The 17487-nt window shown below is 69.0% G+C and carries 13 protein-coding genes and 2 pseudogenes; 4 read left to right on the top strand and 11 right to left on the bottom strand.

Annotated elements, in window-relative coordinates; genetic code table 11:
• Window positions 1–42: 42 nt before the first annotated feature.
• Window positions 43–507 (top strand): annotated as a pseudogene (locus tag D5R93_RS14830) (ribonuclease H family protein); the annotation flags it as partial.
• 240 nt (window positions 508–747) lie between these two features.
• Here D5R93_RS14830 and D5R93_RS09785 read toward each other — a convergent pair.
• The 9 genes and pseudogenes from D5R93_RS09785 to D5R93_RS09745 form a co-directional block, all read right to left on the bottom strand.
• Window positions 748–1930 (bottom strand): annotated as a pseudogene (locus D5R93_RS09785) (acetate/propionate family kinase).
• 138 nt (window positions 1931–2068) lie between these two features.
• Entirely contained in the window at window positions 2069–4123 is a 2055-nt protein-coding gene (pta, locus tag D5R93_RS09780) for a phosphate acetyltransferase (RefSeq protein WP_119836565.1), read from the bottom strand.
• A gap of 89 nt (window positions 4124–4212) precedes the next feature.
• A complete protein-coding gene (locus D5R93_RS09775) occupies window positions 4213–4671 on the bottom strand; it encodes a hypothetical protein (protein ID WP_120204976.1) in 459 nt (152 codons plus the stop codon).
• Window positions 4672–4896: 225 nt separating this feature from the next.
• The gene (locus D5R93_RS09770; protein WP_120204974.1) at window positions 4897–5409 is read right to left on the bottom strand and encodes a hypothetical protein; all 513 of its coding nucleotides are present in this window, start codon (window positions 5407–5409) and stop codon (window positions 4897–4899) included.
• A 110-nt stretch (window positions 5410–5519) separates the two neighbouring features.
• Complete coding sequence (locus tag D5R93_RS09765; protein ID WP_162933915.1) at window positions 5520–6188, bottom strand: hypothetical protein; 669 nt, start codon at window positions 6186–6188, stop codon at window positions 5520–5522.
• 313 nt (window positions 6189–6501) lie between these two features.
• Window positions 6502–7257, bottom strand: coding sequence for a sulfite exporter TauE/SafE family protein (locus D5R93_RS09760; RefSeq protein ID WP_205570140.1), 756 nt, complete (start codon window positions 7255–7257; stop codon window positions 6502–6504).
• Between the two features lie 197 nt (window positions 7258–7454).
• Window positions 7455–8453, bottom strand: a complete 999-nt coding sequence (locus D5R93_RS09755; protein WP_119836561.1) for a sugar phosphate isomerase/epimerase family protein — start codon at window positions 8451–8453, stop codon at window positions 7455–7457.
• A gap of 187 nt (window positions 8454–8640) precedes the next feature.
• Entirely contained in the window at window positions 8641–9855 is a 1215-nt protein-coding gene (locus D5R93_RS09750) for a Gfo/Idh/MocA family protein (protein ID WP_119836560.1), read from the bottom strand.
• A 1081-nt stretch (window positions 9856–10936) separates the two neighbouring features.
• Entirely contained in the window at window positions 10937–11965 is a 1029-nt protein-coding gene (locus tag D5R93_RS09745; protein WP_243106702.1) for a LacI family DNA-binding transcriptional regulator, read from the bottom strand.
• A 468-nt stretch (window positions 11966–12433) separates the two neighbouring features.
• Between D5R93_RS09745 and D5R93_RS13615 the strand changes: the two genes are divergently transcribed.
• Complete coding sequence (locus D5R93_RS13615; protein WP_243106701.1) at window positions 12434–13045, top strand: hypothetical protein; 612 nt, start codon at window positions 12434–12436, stop codon at window positions 13043–13045.
• A 149-nt stretch (window positions 13046–13194) separates the two neighbouring features.
• On the opposite strand, the gene iolE is transcribed toward D5R93_RS13615, so the two are convergent.
• A complete protein-coding gene (gene iolE / locus D5R93_RS09735; RefSeq protein ID WP_119836558.1) occupies window positions 13195–14121 on the bottom strand; it encodes a myo-inosose-2 dehydratase in 927 nt (308 codons plus the stop codon).
• Window positions 14122–14302: 181 nt separating this feature from the next.
• Window positions 14303–15499 carry a Gfo/Idh/MocA family protein gene (locus tag D5R93_RS09730; protein ID WP_120204966.1) on the bottom strand — a complete coding sequence of 399 codons (1197 nt, stop codon included), beginning with the start codon at window positions 15497–15499 and terminating at the stop codon, window positions 14303–14305.
• Window positions 15500–16420: 921 nt separating this feature from the next.
• Here D5R93_RS09730 and D5R93_RS14550 point away from each other — a divergent pair.
• Window positions 16421–17227 carry a LacI family DNA-binding transcriptional regulator gene (locus tag D5R93_RS14550; protein ID WP_279221342.1) on the top strand — a complete coding sequence of 269 codons (807 nt, stop codon included), beginning with the start codon at window positions 16421–16423 and terminating at the stop codon, window positions 17225–17227.
• A complete protein-coding gene (locus tag D5R93_RS14150) occupies window positions 17149–17436 on the top strand; it encodes a substrate-binding domain-containing protein (RefSeq protein WP_341466816.1) in 288 nt (95 codons plus the stop codon). Before D5R93_RS14550 ends, D5R93_RS14150 begins: the two co-directional genes overlap by 79 nt.
• Window positions 17437–17487 lie beyond the last annotated feature (51 nt).

Genomic DNA, 17487 nt, shown 5'->3' with positions numbered 1-17487 from the left:
GTGCAGGCGGGCAGGGACCGGGGTGCCGGTAGGGTGGCCCGTATGATGATCACTGCTGCGGCGGACGGCTCCGCCCTGGGTAACCCCGGTCCGGCAGGCTGGGCGTGGTACGTGGACGAGGACTGCTGGGCGGCGGGCGGCTGGCAGACCGCGACCAACAACCGTGGGGAGCTGACTGCCGTCCTAGAGCTCCTGCATGCGACGCGGGAGGCGGGTCTGGCGGGCGAGGACCTCCTGGTCCTGTGTGACTCCCAGTACGTCATCAACTCGGTGACGAAATGGCGGCACGGCTGGAAGAAGCGGGGGTGGCGCAAGGCGGACGGAAAGCCGGTCCTCAACGCGGACCTCATGCGTGAGCTGGACCAGGCCCTGGCAGGACGCTCCGTACGTTTTGAGTGGGTGCGTGGGCACGTGGGCCACACGATGAACGAGGCGGCGGACACGAGGGCGCGGGCCGCAGCCACCGCCTACCAGCAGGGCGTGGTGGTGCCCACGGGTCCTGGCTGGACGCGCGGTAGTGAGGTCGTCCAGGCTGCTGAGAAGGAGGCCCCACCGGTGGCGGCGTGGACGTCCACGGTGACCTGTCCGCAGGGCCAGGTGGATCCTCCCAGGAGGCTGCGACACTGTTCTGAGCGTCCTGCCTGCCCCTGTGCGCCCTGTCCGGGCTGGCTCCTTCCCGGGGGTGTGTTCGGGTGGTCGGGGCCAGGCGCAGGGGCCGCGTTCTGGTCGTGCGGTGCGGGTCAGGGCTCAGAGGAGGGTCAGGGCCTGGCGGGCGATGGCCAGCTCCTCGTTGGTGGGAACTACCAGCACTGTCACGGGCGACTGCGGTGCGGAGACGACGCGGGCCTGTGGGGAAGGGGTCTCGTTGAGGGCGTCCTCAAGCCTGATGCCCAGGAAGCCCAGGCGCTCGCACAGCTCGCGGCGTAGGCGGGCGTCGTTCTCCCCGATCCCGGCGGTGAAGGTCAGGGCGTCCAGGCCGCCCATGACGGCGGTGTAGGCTCCCACGTACTTGGTCAGCCGGTGGAGGTAGATGTCCATGGCGTCACGGGCCTCGCGCTCCCCGTCGCCCACACGCCTCCACACCTCACGCATGTCGTTGTCTCCGGTCAACCCCTTCATACCGGAGCCGCGGTTGAACAGGTTGTCGATCTCCTCGACCGTCATACCGGCCACTCGGGCCAGGTGGAACACGGCTGCAGGGTCGATGTCGCCTGTGCGCCCACCCATGACCAGGCCCTCCAGAGGGGTCAGCCCCATGGAGGTCTCCACGGCGCGACCTGCCACCACCGCCGAGGCCGAGGCCCCGTTGCCCAGGTGCAGAACCACCTGGCGCAGGTCCTCGCGTCCCAGGAGCCGGGAGACCTGCTCGGAGACGTACTGGTGGCTGGTGCCGTGGGCGCCGTAGCGGCGGATCGAGTAGCGGTCGGCGACCTCCCGGTCCAGGGCGTAGCGGGCGGCCTCCTCAGGCAGGTCCTGGAAGAACGCGGTGTCGAAGACCGCCACGTGGGGACGTCCGCCAGCAGCCTGCGAGCGACCTCAATACCCTTGAGGTGGGCGGGGTTGTGCAGAGGCCCCAGCGGCACCAGCTCCTCAATGAGGGCGACGACCTCGTCGTCGATGAGGGTCGGGCCGCTGAAGTGGCGCCCCCTTGGACCACCCGGTGGCCCACGGCGACGACGTGCGCCTCAGCCAGGCTGGGACCCTTGTCCTCGAAGAGGCGCAGGACCTCGGCCAGGCCGGTGCCGTGGTCGGGAACAGGCTGGTCGAGCTCGGTGCGCTGGCCAGCCACCCTGTGGACGATGGCGCCAGCCTCCTCCCCGATGCGCTCCACCAGACCGGAGGCCAGGGAGCTGCCCGAGTCGGGGTCCACCAGCTGGTACTTGATAGAGGAGGAGCCGGAGTTGATGACGAGGACGGTCCGCTGGGTCACGAGGAGCCTTTCGGTGTGCGTGGCGGGCAGGGGCAGGTCTCGGTGGCTGTCGTGACGGGGCAGCGTCGCAGCGACTGGTCGGCGGAGACCGGACTGTCCTGGACTGTCACTGGACTGCTCCGCCCCGCCCTCTGGACGCTAGCCCTGGGCCTGGACAGCGGTGATGGCCACAGTATTGATGATGTCCTCCACCAGGGCGCCGCGCGACAGGTCGTTGACCGGCTTGTTGAGGCCCTGGAGGACGGGGCCGATGGCGATGGCGCCGCTGGAGCGCTGCACGGCTTTGTAGCCGATGTTGCCGCTGGAGAGGTCGGGGAAGATGAAGACGTTGGCGTGGCCTGCCACCTGGGAGTCCGGTGCCTTCTTGGCGGCGACAGTAGGGTCGATAGCGGCGTCGTACTGGATGGGGCCGTCCACGGCGAGGTCGGGGGCCTTGGACCGGACCAGCTCGGTGGCCTCGCGCACCTTGTCTACGTCCGCTCCCTGCCCGGAGGTGCCGGTGGAGAAGGACAGCATCGCGACCCGAGGGTCTACCCCGAAGCGGCGTGCCGTGGCGGCGGAGGAGACGGCGATGTCAGCCAGCTGCTCGGCGGTGGGGTCCGGGTTGACCGCACAGTCGCCGTAGACGAGGACCCGGTCCTGAAGCAGCATGAGGAAGACCGAGGAGACGATGGAGGTCCCGGGCATGGTCTTGATGATCTGGAAGGAGGGGACGATGGTGTGGGCGGTGGTGTGGGCCGCCCCGGAGACCATGCCGTCGGCGTCGCCCAGGTGGACCATCATCGTCCCGAAGTAGGACACGTCCTGGATCTTCTCGTGAGCCTGCTCCAGGGTGACCCCCTTCTTGGCGCGCAGGCGGGCGAACTCCCTGGCGTAGGTGTCGAGCCGCTCAGGATCACTGGTGGAGACCACGCGTGCCGCCGTGATGTCCAGGCCCAGTTCGGCGGCACGGGAGCGGACCGTGGTCTCCTCGCCCAGGAGGGTCAGGTCAGCGATGCCACGACGCAGGATCGCGTCCGCGGCGCGCAGCACCCGGTCGTCGTCGGGCTCGGGCAGGACGATCATCCTGCGGTCGGCCCGGCTGCGTTCTACCAGCTCGGCTTGGAACATGACAGGGGTGACGACATTGGAGGGCTCCACCTCCAGGGCGGACATGAGAGCCTCGACGTCAGCCTCCTGCTCAAAGATGGTCACGGCCACGTCCAGCTTGCGGTCTGAGCCGTGGGCCAGCAGGCCGGTCAGGGAACTGGTGACCGAGGCGGCGGCAAAGGTGTCCAGCGGGGAGGTCATGACCGGGATAGGCAGGCCCAGACCCTCCAGGAGACGCAGAGCGTGGGGGTTGACGTCGAAACCCCCGTTGAAGACCAGACCGGAGAGCTTGGGAAAGCTGGAGGAGGCCTGGGCGGCCAGCAGGGAGATGACCAGCGCCGAGCGGTCTGCGGGTACGATGGCCAGCTGCCCCTCGCGCAGACGCTCTAGGACGTGGGAGACGTCCATGGCGCACACAAGGAAGGACTCGGCCTCACGGGCCAGCAGCGTCGCGTCCCCGGAGATGAGGGTGCCGTCCACCGCCTCCATGACCTCCCGGACCGAGGGGGCCGCCAGCAGCGGTACCTCCGGGAGGGTGGTGGAGACCAGCCCGGAGTGCTCCCTGAGGGCGGTGGCCACGGCCTGACGCGTGTCCGGGCGGCACTTGTTGGCCACGACGGCCACAGTGCGGGCGTGGTTGTCGGCGATCTCGGCAACGGAGACCTCCACGTTGCCCATGACATCCTCGGGGCCGTTGTGGCCGGAGACCACCAGCAGGACGGGCACCCCGAGGTTGGCAGCCACGCGGGCGTTGAGGGACAGCTCGGGATTACCTGCCAGGTCGGTGAAGTCGGAGCCGTCGATGATGACGACGTCGTGGCTGCGGGCGATGCCGCGGTAGGCGGCCACGATCTGGGACAGGGACTCCTCAGGGGCGGCGTGGAACTCCTCCCATGTGGTGCCCACGCACTGGGCGGCAGGTACGGTCGAGCCGGCGCGGGCCAGGAGCAGGTCGAGGAAGGCGTCACTGTCTCTGCTCTCGACGAAGGGGCGGAAGACCCCGACCCTGGCGACGACCTTGGTCAGGGAGGCGACCAGGCCGAGCGCCACTGTGGACTTCCCGGTCCCGGCGTTAGGTGAGGCGATGTAGATGCTGCGCGCCACGTTGAGTCCTTCGTGTCTCGTTGTGCGGGGCCGGGCCGTTCCGGCTGCACCAGTGTCCATCGAGTGCTCCGACCAGTACCTTCAGCGTCCTAGCGTGTCCCGGGATCCGGGGTGCTTGTGGGTGACCTGCCTGCACGGTCCCGGCTGCTGCCGTGCCTGCCTGCCTCCGGTGGGTCGTCGAGCCGCTCGCTCTTGCGGGCGAGCTCGACGATCGCGCCGATGCTTGCCAGCGCGGAGTCGCTCAGGCCGTGGACGCGCAGCGCGATCGTGCGCTCCGCAGGAGTCAGCTCGGTGGCGGAGGCGGGCTCCGTGTCGCCCTCGCTGAGGAAGTAGGACACGGGTACGTCAAAGGCGTCAGCCAGAGCACGCAGGTGCTGCAGGCGAGGGTTGCGCGCCTGGCCTGTGCGCAGCTGCTGGAGGTAGCTGACGGACATCGTGGAGATCCCCCGCCGGTCCATCCTGTGCACGACCTCCTGAAGCGTGACAGGACGACCGTGAGGACCTGCGGTCTGTGCGAACAAGCGCTCCAGCCGTTGCGCGATGGTCACGAGCCTGGCTCTCCTTAGTGGTCAGGTGGTGGTCAGGGCGGCCGAGCGGAGATCCGTCGGTTCCTCGGCGGCAGGGTGATGCCATCCTAACGGATGATCTCTTTCCAGGACGAGGTAGTGGCGTGTCTGTCTGCGCGGTCGTCTCCCCGATTGTCTCTGCGGCCTGGGTCGGCGTCTGCTCGGAGGGCTCTCGGAGCTGTACGGCTGGGACCGGGCGGTTCCGGACTAGGCGGCGGAGGGCAGGAGCAGGTGGGCGTTCAGCATGACGGCGACAGCCAGTGCCGTGCCCAGGGCGATCTCGCCAGGCGTGTGGTGGCGCAGCCGCAGGCAGGCGAAGGCGACCGCTGGCAGCAGGGGCAGGAGCGCGAGCAGCCACCAGGGGGAGAGGACCACCGTCGCGGCAAGGACGAGACCCGTGAGGTAGAACGCGTGCATCGACACCTTGGTGCCCAGGAGCGTCATGGCCCCGGTCAGTGCGAGTCCTGCCGCCATAGCGAGAAGGATCCAGATGGGGAGAGGCGGTGCGCCAGCGCCCCGCGCCACAGCGGTGCCGCACAGCACGGAGCCCGCGCACACGAGGAGCACCCGCCAGTAGTGCTCCCGCCGGGTGACGTGGCGGTCGGTGAGATGGTTGCGACGTACGGCGACGTGGATGGTGGACACGGGCACCGCGGCGCAGAAGCCGCTGAGGAGGACCGCCCACCCCAAGCCGGCCAGGGGCTGAGGGGCCCGAGACACCGCACAGGATGCAGATCAGGGACACGGACACGGCCGGGGAGAGCACGTCGCTGAGTACTCGGGCAACCCGCGTGGCCCGGTCCTCAGACCTAGGAGTCTCCTGTGGCGTCTCACGGGGAGCCTCCGGCCTCCCGGCCTCGGCCCGGTTCCGGCCTTCCGGCCGGGGCTCCTGCGGCAGCCGTCACTACGGGCCGACTCCGTGGCGCCTGGTGGCATCGACGGCGATACGTATCTCGTAGAGGCTGGCCAGGGAGCCTGACGCCGGGGTGGAGGGTCGTTGTCGTCGTCCACAGGGGTCGGACGACGGCGCTGGTCAGGCGTAGCGAGAGGTTCTTGCGTGCTCGTGAGACGAGGCGGTGGACAACACCCGAGGTCAGCCCGACCAGGAAGAGGACGACCACGGCGACCAGGAGGTAGCTCCTGGCCTCGGATCCTCCGAGGACGGGGCGGGCGAGCACGTCCGCGATCGAGGAGCAGATGAAGAGGATCGAGCCGAGGGCGTCGGAGGCGGAGAGGAAGGTGATGACCTCGCAGGGACGTGGTCGGCCACGGGTCTCCTGCCGACGGTGGAGCTCCCTGAGCAGCAGCATCTCTGTCGTCTCGGCCCGTCTCTCCGCGAGGTCGTCGAACATGCTGCGCAGGTGGGTGCCGCTGGTGTCGGTCCTGACATCGTCGTGGAGGATGTGGGCGTACTCGTGGAGAAGCGTCTGCTCCCGGTTCAGGGGCGACAGGTCGACGTCGTGGAAGACGTGGGCAGTCGTGCCGACCACGACTGTCATGCCGCTGATCTCGTGGTGTCGTATCCCTCAGGAATGGGGGGGCGATGGTGATCTCCAGGCCGCGGGCAGCAGCGATGGCGCCGCCGAGGGCCTCGACAGTAGGCTCAGGTGGCACGTGAAGCCGTCAGGCACGTGATCAGTCGGCACGGGGGCTCCTGCAGGTGGTGGGACCGGGCGGAGAGGGCGGTAGCGACCGTAGCGGCGACGGGCCGACCCGTGACTAACAGTGACGGAGAAATTATCGTGACGGATAGGGGGCGGGTAGGGGTGTGCCCCGATGTGCGTCCTGTCACCAGGCTTGTCGGCGGGGTCCTCACAGCAGCAGCGGCAGGGCGGACACGACGGTCAGGATGATGACCAGGGGCTCGAAGACGTGCTGGTCCATGCGCTCGGCAAGCCTGCGTCCCGCGAGGGCCACGGCCACGACGACGGGGGCGGTGACTGCAGCCAGGGACACGGTTGTGGCGTTGACCAGGCCGATGGACACGGAGAACGGCAGCTTGACCAGGTTGACCACGAAGAAGAACCACGCCGTCGTTCCCAGGAAGGCTTTGACCGGGTAGCGGCAGGCCAGGAAGTACATGGAGGTGACTGGTCCGCCCGCGTTGGCGACCATGGTGGTGAACCCAGCCAGGCTGCCGTAGACCAGGCGGGCGGTGGCTGAGTCAGCGGCGCCACGGGTGCTCAGAGACGCCGCAGCCCGCTGGCGGTAGCGCTGCACCAGGGTCACGGCGATGAGGAGCAGCAGGACGGCACCGATGACGCGGCGGGTGGAGCTGTCAGTGGCCAGGCGCAGGAAGACCGCTCCGGCAGTCACGCCCGCCAGGACAGCGGGTACTAGGCGCAGAAGCATGCGCACGTCCGCGTCCCTGCGATAGCTCCACACCGCGACAAGGTCGCCGGTCATGAGCATGAGCAGCATCGCCCCGGTGGACTCCCTGGCGGGCAGGAGCGCGGCGCACAGGGCGACAGCAATGGCGGCCGTACCGGGCAGTACGGTCTTGGCGACTCCGGCCAGCGCGGCTGCCAGGACGAGCGCGGCCCAGGACAGGGGGCTGAGGTCGGGCAGAGGTAGCGCTGGCAGCGGCACGGCGGAGAGGGCAAGGGCTGGCACGGACACGATGCTAAAGGCGCATGGTCCCGGTCGTCCCTGGCGTCAAGAACGTCATAGGACAACAAGGCATCGTGTTGTCCTATGACGTTCTTGGTGTCCGGGCCGGGTGTCCGGGCGTGGGCTCGCGGCGGATTTGTCCCACGCCAGACACCTCACAGCCGGGAGGCGGCCTCCAGGAGGTTCCTTGCCGAGATCTGGAGGCCCTCGACGTTGCCGTACTCGGCGTCCTCGTGCTCGATGTTGACGTTCATCTGCGGGTCCACCTCGGCGATGGCTGCCAGGAACTGCGCCCAGTAGTCGGCGTCGTGTCCCAGTCCGAAGGCGACGAAGCGCCAGGCTGGGTCGCTGGGCCAGGCGTTGCACCAGTAGCCGTAGGCGGTGGGTACCTTGCCCTCGGCGTCAGCAGGCACGTGACCGAAGTCCGTGTCCAGCACACCACGGTAGGCGGCCCCGGGGAACACCTTGGTGTCCTTGGCGTGGACGTGGCCTACGAGGCTGCCTAGCCTCTTGGTGGCGACGATGGGGTCCATCTGCTGCCAGAACAGGTGGGAGGGGTCCATGTTGACCTTGATGTTGGTGGCCCCGGTCTCCTCGACCAGCCGCTCGAAGGCGGGGACGTTGAAGACCAGGTTGCGTGGGTGGAGCTCCAGGCAGACCTGGACGTCGTTGTCGCGGGCCAGGGCGTCGACCTCCTTGAAGAAGGGGACTACCACGCTCCACTGGTAGTCGAGAATCTCCATGTCGACGCCGTTCCACGGGTTGACCACCCAGGTGGGGTACTTGGCCGTGGGGTCGGTGCCGGGCGTGCCCGACATGGTGACGATCTCCTTGACCCCGAGCAGTCCCGCCAGCTCGATGGTCTGGCGCACGTCGTGGGCGTGCTTGAGGCCCTCGTGAGGAAGCGGTGAGGTCGGGTTGCCGGAGGTGTTGAGGCCCGAGAGCCTCATGCCCCGCTCCTCGAAGATCCCCAGGTACTCCTCACGGGCGGCCTGGGAGGCCAGGAGCGCGTCGACAGGGCAGTGTGGGGAGGGGATGAACCCTCCGGCGTTGACCTCCGCTCCGGTCAGGCCGGCCTCCTTGAGGGTGTCGAGGGCGGCGCCCAGCGGGCGGTCGTGCAGGCAGGCGGTGTAGGCGCCGTAGTTGAGTGCCATGTGGCTGTTCTCCTTGTTGGTGCTTGCTTTGCTGGCTGTCTTGCCGGCGCTGTCTTGCCGGTGGTCGGTGCTGTCGGCCCGACGACCGACAGCGGGGGCGTGATGGCTGCCGACGTGCACGGAGGTGGCACGTAGAGCCCGTCAGCCGACTGGTCGTGGCGGTAAGTCGTGGCGGCTAGTCGTAGTCTCAGCCCACGTCGGAGACGTCGATCGCGGCACCGCCCTGCTCGGCCGAGCGGGCCACGGCGTCGGCGATGAGCATCTCCCGGTAGCCGTCGGCGAAGGTGGCGCACGGTGGCAGGGCGCCCTTGTCAGGGTCGGTGACTCCGGCGACCTGCTGGAGGAAGGCGTGGGCCTGGTAGGTGAACTGCTCGATCTGGGTCAACCCCACACCCCCGACGGCCATGGAGGAGCCGCGGGCGAAGTAGGGGAAGTCGGGGTTGACCAGCACGCGTCGGGCGCCGCCCAGGCCGGCGGGGGAGTTGACGTCGTCGACCTTGATCTCGCCGGTGCGCGACAGGTCCCAGGAGGCCCGTCCCTTGGTGCCCAGCACGTCCACCATAAGGGAGTTGGGCAGCCCCCAGGCCACGCGGGAGCAGGAGAAGGTGCCCACGGCCCCGCTGGCGAAGTGGGCGGTGAAAGTGGTGACGTCGTCGTTCTCCACCGGCTCATAGATGATGCTCTCGGAGTCCTCGGTGTCCAGGGCGGTGCCGCGGGTGACGTGCCCCTTGGCGACAGGGCGCTCCTTGATGGAGGTCATCATGGCAGCCCCAGAGACGGAGACCAGAGGTCCGCAGATCAGCTCGGCGGTGTCGATGAGGTGGCTGCCGACGTCGCCCAGGGCGCCGGTGCCCATGGCGCCCTTGTAGCGCCAGGCCATGGGGGTGGCCGGGTCCGCGCCGTAGTCGCACCAGTAGCGTCCGTCGAAGTGGTTGACCTCGCCCAGATGGCCCTGGGCGACGAGCTTGGCCAGCTCGGCGACGGCGGCGTTGCGGCGGAAGGTGAAGCCGACGGCGGTGACCACCCCGGCCTCTTTCTCCGCCTGTGCCATGGCCTTGGCGGAGTCGAGGGTGTCGGCCAGGGGCTTCTCACACAGGACGTGCTTGCCCGCCCTGATCATAGCCTCGGCTATCTCGCGGTGCGCGGCGTTGCCCACCACGATGGACACGATGTCGATGTTGGGGTCCTCGGCCACCTGGCGCCAGTCGTCCACGGCACGCTCGTAGCCGTAGCGTTCGGCGGCGTCCTGGGCGAAGGGAAGGTAGGCGTCGGCGATGGTGGCCAGGTGGACCTGGGGCAGGCCCAGGTCGAAGACGGTGCCGACCTGGCGCCAGGCGTTGGCGTGGGTGGTGCCGGCCATGCCGGCACCGATGACGGCGACGGAGAGGGGCGTGGTGCTCATGAGTAGACCTTCTGTCTTCGTTGACTGGTGCGAGCAGGGTGTTCACGCGCGTGAACACGTGTCTCCAGTATGTGGGGGAGCGGTGGGGTGTCAAGGGTAATGAGCGGGTTAGTCAGGACAAAGAGAGTCGGAGGGGGTGAGGTGTGGCGGCTCCGGGCCTGCTGGGCGCTGGCTCGCTCCTGGCTTGTCGGCGCTGGACAGTAGCCGGTACCTCCGGGCCCGCCGGACGGTGGCTACAGGGGGAGCGCCTAGCTGCACACGACGATGGGTACCTCCGGGCTTGCCGGACGGTGGCTGTGCGTGGGGCCGGGTCTGGGGCCAGCCCGGAACGGCTCCCGGGGGCTGGGTGTGGGGCCTGCCGTAGGCGGACGTGTCCGCGTTGGTGGTGATCCCGGTGGGTCTAGATGCACCCGGGCCCGGATGCACGGACGTCTCCGCGTGGTGGTGATCCCCGGAGCCTGCGTGTGCGGAAAAGGGTGGCGTGGCGCTGCTGCGGTGCCCCAATGCACGCTCAGGTCCTCGATCCTTCACTCAAAGTGGCGGAACACCAACGTTTCTGCGATCGGGAAGATAACGGCGGACGGCTCCCATGTGCGTCGAGCCCCCGAATGCACATGGGAGGCGCGCGGATGCCGAGGGACCCGCTAACAAGACTTCACACGTTTACTGTCTTACCGTGTCGCTGGAGTAGTGGCGAGTGAGTCAAGAACCGTGGCGAGAGCAGCGTCAGAGGAGCCCTCGTGCACCAGGCAGCACTGCCAGTCAGTCATCGCCGTCCCAGCCTGCGGGGTTCTCCAGGAAGGTGGCGGCCTCGCCCCGAGATACCGGTCGGGCGGCCTCACCCTGCTGCCAGTCCTGTGCGCGCCAGGTACCCGGCAGCGGGTGAAACCCGACGCCTCACCGTAGGCTCCCGCCAGGCCCTGGCAGCGTCTTCCCGACGGCGCACAGGATGTCCTCGTCGGATTCGAGGCTGTCGCGTACCTGGTCCATGACGGGGGCTGCCGCTCCGTCCTCTTGCTGCACTCCTGCCTATGCTCCTGTGACGCAGCTACGCGCGGGTTCCTGCGATCTACCACCTGTCTCAGGCACGCCTGCCCAGTGAGGAGGTGCGTTCCACCAGCGTGGGCGCCAGGACTACGGAGCGTGCGGCGTCGTTCCTGGCGGTGTCAGCACGCTGGCTCACCAGCTCCACGGCCTGAGCGGCCATGCGCTCGTCGGACTGGCTGACGCTGGTCAGGGAGAACTCCTCGCGCTCAGCCAGGTAGGTGTTGTCGTAGGAGACCAGGAGCACGCGGGCACCCCTGTCCCGGGCGGCCTCGCGCAGCACCGGGACCGCGTCGATGGCGAAGCCGTCGTTGTGCATGACCAGGCCCAGTGGCCCTGAGCCGTTCCCCTGGTCGCTCAGGGCGGCGCGCACCGCGGGGCCGGCGTCGCGCCCGCACTCGTAGACACTCATGGTGGCTCCCACCTGGCTTCGGGTGCTGGCGACTGCCTGGGACAGCGCCTGCTCGCGCTCCCTGCGGGAGGCCTCGTCGGTGGTGCTGGGGCCGATGTAGGCGATGGTCCGCGCGCCCCGTCCCACCAGGTGGTCGACGACGAGCCGGGCGGCGGCGGGCTCGTCGATGTGGACGGCGTCGACCTTTCCGCCCGGGCTCCTGCGGCCTACCAGGCAGGTGGGGACCTCCTCGGCGATGGCCAGGAGGTCCTCGTCGGGCAGCCACGGAGAGACCAGGACGATGCCCGCCACCCGGACCCCCAGCAGCGACTCGATGGCCTGGTGCAGCACCGTGGGCTGCTCGGAGCCGACGGTGATGAACAGGGTCATCCCGCGGGCCGACGCCGCCTCCCCCAGGCAGCGGGCCAGGCGCTCGAAGAAGGCGTTGCGCAGGTTGGGCAGCACCACGCCGATGATGCTGGAGCGGCGCCGCGCCAGCGAGGACGCGGCCACGTTGACGCGGTACCCGAGGTCGGCGGCGACCCGGTGGATGCGCTCGCGCGTGTCAGGGGCGACTTTGGGGGAGCCGCTCAGCGCCAGGGAGACCAGACTGCGCGAGACCCCGGCGGCACGGGCGACGTCGCTCTGGGTGACTACCTGTCCGTTAGCGCTCACGGGCGCTCCTCCTGTGCTGGTGCTCCTGCGGTGGTGTCGCTGGCTGGGTGGTGCGTGGCTGCGGCGGCGCCCCGAGGCCCTGGTCAGGTGCAGGTTACAGGTCCGGCCTGCCCTGCCGGGCTGGGATGGTCCGCTCGCAACCAGGCAGGCTGGCCGTACGACCCTCTCCGGGCAACAAAAATTCATAGGAGACACGGGGCCGCGTTGTCCTATGAGTTTTTGGTGCCTGGGTGCCTGCGGTGCCTGTTGCCTCGCTTGGCTGTCAGGGGCCACACTGGGGTGGGCGGGTGCTCGTGCCAGTCTGCGGCGCTCCGGTGCAGGGACGGGCCGCCAGTGACAGGAACCCGGAGGTGCGGAGATGCAAGCACGGACACATGCAGGGACGGCTGCAGGCGCGACCAAGGAGCTGGCAGAGCGGCCTCGGGGAGGACGGATGCGGCTGCGAGCACAGTCATGGGGACGGTCCTCATGAGGGCGATCCGGCAGGCGGGTCCGCACCTGGGGCGCGACGACGTCCTGCGACTGAGCCGGTGGTGGGCCATCCGTGCGACCCCGGGGGCAGGGCCGCACGGCACCCTGCAACCGCACGGTACCCTGCGGCTCGGGCGGCGGACTGGTCTGCGTGCGGTCCTGCTGGCAGCTGGCGTCGCGGTCACGGCCGCTTGTGCCGGCTCCTCCTCGGGGGCTGCCAGTGGTGTGCCCTCTGCTGGCGCGACCGGCTCCAGCGGCCCAGGGCGCTCAGGCTCCACCAGCGTCCCTGCGCCCACAGGCGGTGCAGAGGGTGAGGCTCGGCTCATAGGCTCTCGTGACGACCTGTCCTCCCTTCAGCCTCAGGCCTGGGAGTCGTGGCGTCTGGTGGACCCCACCACGGTCGAGGTGGTCTTTATCGGTGGCAGCACGAACTGCTACGGGGTCCACGTCGACGTCGTGGAGACCGACCAGGACGTCACCATCAACCTGAGCACGGGCAGCCTGCCCGGCGTCGACGCGTGTACGGACGAGGCGGTGCTGCTGGCGACCCACGTGACCCTCAGAGAGGAGCTCGGCGACCGCGAGGTCCGCCAGGACGCTGAGTCGTAGGGATCTGGGCGGCTTGGGGCAGGCGGTCCGTCCGCCCGCTACCCAGGCAACAGAAACGTCATAGGACACCATGGCACCGTGCTGTCCTATGACGTTTCTGTTGCCTGGCGGCGGCGCGGGTGGGCTTGCCCCACCGCTGCCAGGCAGGCTCAGCCCGCCAGGAGCGTGCCCTCGATGTAGGCGCGGGCCTTGCGGGCGTACTCCAGGGGATTGGCCAGGGCCGGGTCCTGCTCGGCCTCCACGAGGATCCAGTCGGAGTAGCCGTGGTCCACCAGGAAGGAGTACGGCTCGGTGAAGTCGATGGTGCCGTCACCGGGGACGGTGAACATGCCAGCCAGGAAGGAGTCCAGGAAGGAGCGCTGTGCGGCGCGCGACTCCTCCATCTTGTCGGGTCGCACATCCTTGAAGTGGACGTGCTTGACGCGGTCGATGGTGGCGCGCAGCAGCCCCATGACGTCACCGTCGCCCACGAAGGCGTGTCCGGTGTCGAACAGGAGGGAGACCTTCGAGGGGTCAGTCAGCTCCATGAGGCGGATGGTCTCGTCCTTGGTCTGGACAACCGTGCCCAGGTGGTGGTGGTAGACCAGCTCCAGGCCGTGGGCGTGAGCCACCTCGCCCAGCCGGTTCAGCCCTGCGGCCAGGATAGGCCACTCCTCCTCGGTCAGCACCGGCTTGTTGGTGAAGATACAGACGTCGCGCTGCCCCTGGACGGAGCCGGTCTGCTCCGAGACCACCACGCGGGTGGCCCCCAGGTACTCCAGGTAGGAGCAGGTCGCCTCAAAGTCGGGCACGATAGCGTCCACGCCGTCACGCAGGATGAAGGAGGAGAACCACTGGGCGGCGATCTTGAGGCCCCTGGCCTCCACGGCAGCCTTGACCTCTTCCTTGGGTGGGAAGAACCCGGCGCACTCGGTGCCCGCGTAGCCGGTGTCGGCCAGGTCCAGCAGCATGTCCTCCAGGGTGTTGAAGGCGCCGACCTCGGGGATGTCGTCGTTGCGCCAGCTGATGGGGTGCATGCCCCAGGTGATGCCGTGCGGGTCCTTGATGGCGGTGTCGGGGTCGAGGCGGAAGGCCATGTGCGTCTCCTTGGGTGGTGGAACAGTTCCGGTTGGTGAGGGCTGGGTTGATGTGGTTTCAGTGTCGGGGCGGGGTGCCGGGATGCGGTGGCCGTGCGTGACGCCGGAGCCCCGCTGAGGGGCTGGGGGCCGTGTGGCAGCGCCAGGGTCCTGCTTGGTGAGACTGGCCGGAGCCCGGTGGTCAGCGGTTGAAGGTGGTGGGGCCGGTGACACGAGGCACGTCGTGCCACTGGCCGTCAGCGGCCGAGGCGACGACCGCCTCGTCAACCTCTGCGGCGCACCAGGCGTCCGCGGCTGAGGGGGCGAGCTGCTCGCCACGCAGGATCGACTCGATGAACTGGGAGGCCTCGATCACCTTCATGTCGTCAAAGCCCATGGAGGTCCCGATAGCGGGCTGGAAGCGCTGCCACTGGCCCCACTTCGGCCCGGCCATCGCCCGGGTGTATCCGTGGGTGGCGCCGCCGTCGGCTACGGGGCAGACCTGGAGCTCGTTGAAGCGCTCAAAGTTCCACCGGGCCGATCCCTGGGTGCCGTAGACCTCGACGACGTACTCGGCTCGCGGGCCGACGCTGACCCGGGAGGACTCCATGGTCCCGACCGCGCCGCCCTCGAAGCGCACCAGCATGGCCACGTAGTCCTCGTTGCTCACGGGTCCGGTCTCCTCCCCGATCTCAAAGCCGGAGTGCCCGACTCCCGCCTTGGTGGGGACGGGGCGTTCGGTGATGAAGGTGTCGGTCAGGGCGGATACAGAGCTGATCCGGCCCACGAGGTACTGGGCCAGGTCGGCCCCGTGGCTCATGAGGTCGGGTACGACCCCGGCGCCGGCCTTCTCGCGGGAGGAGCGCCAGGTCAAGGGGCCGAGCGGGGAGGAGCCGTAGTCGGCGATGAACCATACGCGTACGTTGGTGATACGTCCCAGGTCGCCGTTGCGCACCAGGGTGCGCAGGTACTCGATCGCCGGGGTATGGCGGTAGTTGAAGCCGACGGCGGTGACCAGTCCCGCGTCCTGGACGGCCTGGGCGATCGAGCGCGACTGGGCGGCATTGACGCCCATCGGCTTCTCGATCCAGAAGGGCTTTCCCGCCTCGACGGCGGCCAGCGCCATCTCCTGGTGCAGGTAGTTGGGAGCGCAGATGGAGACCGCCTCGACCTCGGGGTCGGCCAGGAGCTCGCGGTAGTCGGCGTAGGCACGGTGGAACCCGAGGTCGTCTACGGCGGCCTCACGGATCTCCTCCACCGGGTCGGCGGCGGCAACCAGCCGGGGGGCGACTCCCAGCTCAGGGAAGTGCTCGGAGACGGAGCGATAGCTGCGGGCGTGGAGACGGCCCATCCAGCCCAGTGAGACGACGCCGACGCCCAGGCTCTTCTTGGCGGCCATGCATGATCCTTTCCGACGACCTTGTCGGGACGGTGTGGTACCTCAGCGGTACCGCGAGTGTCGAGACGATGAGACTGCAGCCAGGCGCATCGGCACGGCACCCGGTCAGTGGTACCGCCACGATGCGCCCTGGTGAAGGGGCACGCCAGTGCCGACCCCGTACTGACCTGCGCGGGTGCGTCCCGGCGATGCTGCGTCTCTGACGTTATCAGAGGGTCATTTGTCTTGACAAGCGGGTGTGTCGTACGTTCGAGGAGGTGGTTCTGTCAGGTCACCATCCTGGTCCTGGTGATGTGGGTGTGTCGTGTGTGCGAGGAGGTGGTCCGCCTTGAGGACGTGACGCTCTGCCTCGCGCGGAGTGCTCCCAGCCAGCTGTCCCTAGCCAGGTAGCCTGGGCGGCCCCGGTCCTCGCACCAGTCCTTCGCTCCTGCCAGGCACGGCAGGCCCGCAGCTCACCGGCCTCCACCCAGGTCGCCAGCCCCTCGCTCCTGTGGGACACGGTCTCGCTGTGGTACCGATCGTGCGAGAAAGCCCTCTTCTCATGCGGTTCGTCAAGTTCTCAGGGGCGAGCTCCTCGTTTGCTTGTGAGTGGTTCTCACTCAGCGGGACTCGTGCGAGGCGGGGAGGTAGTGGTCACGATGGGCTGGAGAGCGTCGGCAAAGGCGTGAGCCTCACCAGCCGACCTGGAACCGGGCGAGTAAGCTAGGCTCACGCCATTCCACGACACCTGCGTGATCTCTATCCGGGCGAAATCTGGGCCAGCCAGGCTCGCGCCACTGCACCCCACCTGGAACGGCGACAGCACCTAACTACTCCGTGGGCACACCGAGGCCTCGGCTAGGATGGCAGGAGTCGTCAGCCGCAGGTAGCGGCGGTCAGCGGCAGGCGGCAGCAGGCAATAGCGGGCGGGAGGAGGTGCCCATGCGTCGAGGACGCGACGGTCGGGCCACGATCGCTACTGTGGCTGCACGTGCGGGTCGTTCCATCTCCACGGTCTCAGCGGCCCTCAACGGCGGGCCGGGAGTGGCGGCGGCGACCCGGGCGGAGATCCTCCGGGTGGCCGAGGAGCTTGGCTACGAGGCGGACCCGCGAGCGCGTATGCTGCGGCGCCACCACACGGGTCTTGTCGGTGCCAGCTTTGCCGTGGGACAGGCCTTCCAGGGGCTGGTGGTGGACGGGCTCTACCGGGCCTGCTCCGGCCTGGGGCACTCCCTGGTGCTGGCCGCCTCGACCCCGCACCGCGACGTCGTCAAGGGCCTGCGCGGCCTGCGCTCAGAACGCTGCGAGGGCCTGGTGCTTGTTGACCCCGGCGTGCCCGGCTCCTCACTGGTCCAGGCGGTCGGTCGGACCCCGACGGTCGTCATGTGTACCACCACGGACCTGACTGGTGCCGACGAGGTCGTCTCCCGTGACGACCTCGGTGTGGGCTTCCTGGTGGACCACCTGGTGCGCTCGGGGCGCCGACGCATTGTCTATGTGGATGGGGCGGGAGAGACCGCCGCCAGAGGCCGTTCCCAGGCCTACGCCGCCGCCATGGCTCGCAGCGGCCTGGGTGAGCAGGTCCAGGTCCTGCCCGGCGGCGCCACCGAGGAGGACGGTGCCAGGGCGGCGCACGCCCTCCTGGGCAAGGGCGGCTTCCCGAGGCTCTTATGTGCTTCAACGACCACTGCGCTGTCGGGGCGCTCATGGAGCTACGCCGTCACGGCGTCAGGGTGCCCCAGGAGGTAGCAGTCACCGGCTACGACGGTATCCCGGTCACAGGTGCCTCCTCCTTCTCCCTGACCACGGTGCGCCAGGACGCGACGCTGCTGGCTGAGGTGGCCATCAGCGCGCTGCTGGCGCGCGTCCACCCGAGCAGTCGCTCCAGGTGCCGCCCACGGTACTGCGCGAGGAGCGTGCCCGGGGAGGGAGCACCTACCGTGTCACCCCGGACCTGATCGTGCGCGACACGACAGCGCCTACAGACCACAGCCCCCGCCTGCGGGCGT

Source organism: Actinomyces lilanjuaniae (genome assembly GCF_003606385.1).
In the GTDB taxonomy this organism is placed as follows: Bacteria; Actinomycetota; Actinomycetes; order Actinomycetales; family Actinomycetaceae; genus Actinomyces; species Actinomyces lilanjuaniae.
The sequence above is the reverse complement of the archived record's forward strand: the minus strand, read 5'-3'. Positions and strand labels throughout refer to the sequence as shown.

What these genes read in the sequence shown, in the direction of transcription:
- D5R93_RS14150 (WP_341466816.1), top strand. Translation starts at nt 17,149, where the DNA reads ATGTGCTTCAACGACCACTGCGCTGTCGGGGCGCTCATGGAGCTACGC.
- D5R93_RS13615 (WP_243106701.1), top strand. Translation starts at nt 12,434, where the DNA reads ATGAGGGCGATCCGGCAGGCGGGTCCGCACCTGGGGCGCGACGACGTC.
- D5R93_RS14550 (WP_279221342.1), top strand. Translation starts at nt 16,421, where the DNA reads ATGCGTCGAGGACGCGACGGTCGGGCCACGATCGCTACTGTGGCTGCA.
- D5R93_RS09765 (WP_162933915.1), bottom strand. Translation starts at nt 6,188, where the DNA reads ATGACAGTCGTGGTCGGCACGACTGCCCACGTCTTCCACGACGTCGAC.
- iolE (WP_119836558.1), bottom strand. Translation starts at nt 14,121, where the DNA reads ATGGCCTTCCGCCTCGACCCCGACACCGCCATCAAGGACCCGCACGGC.
- D5R93_RS09730 (WP_120204966.1), bottom strand. Translation starts at nt 15,499, where the DNA reads ATGGCCGCCAAGAAGAGCCTGGGCGTCGGCGTCGTCTCACTGGGCTGG.
- D5R93_RS09750 (WP_119836560.1), bottom strand. Translation starts at nt 9,855, where the DNA reads ATGAGCACCACGCCCCTCTCCGTCGCCGTCATCGGTGCCGGCATGGCC.
- D5R93_RS09755 (WP_119836561.1), bottom strand. Translation starts at nt 8,453, where the DNA reads ATGGCACTCAACTACGGCGCCTACACCGCCTGCCTGCACGACCGCCCG.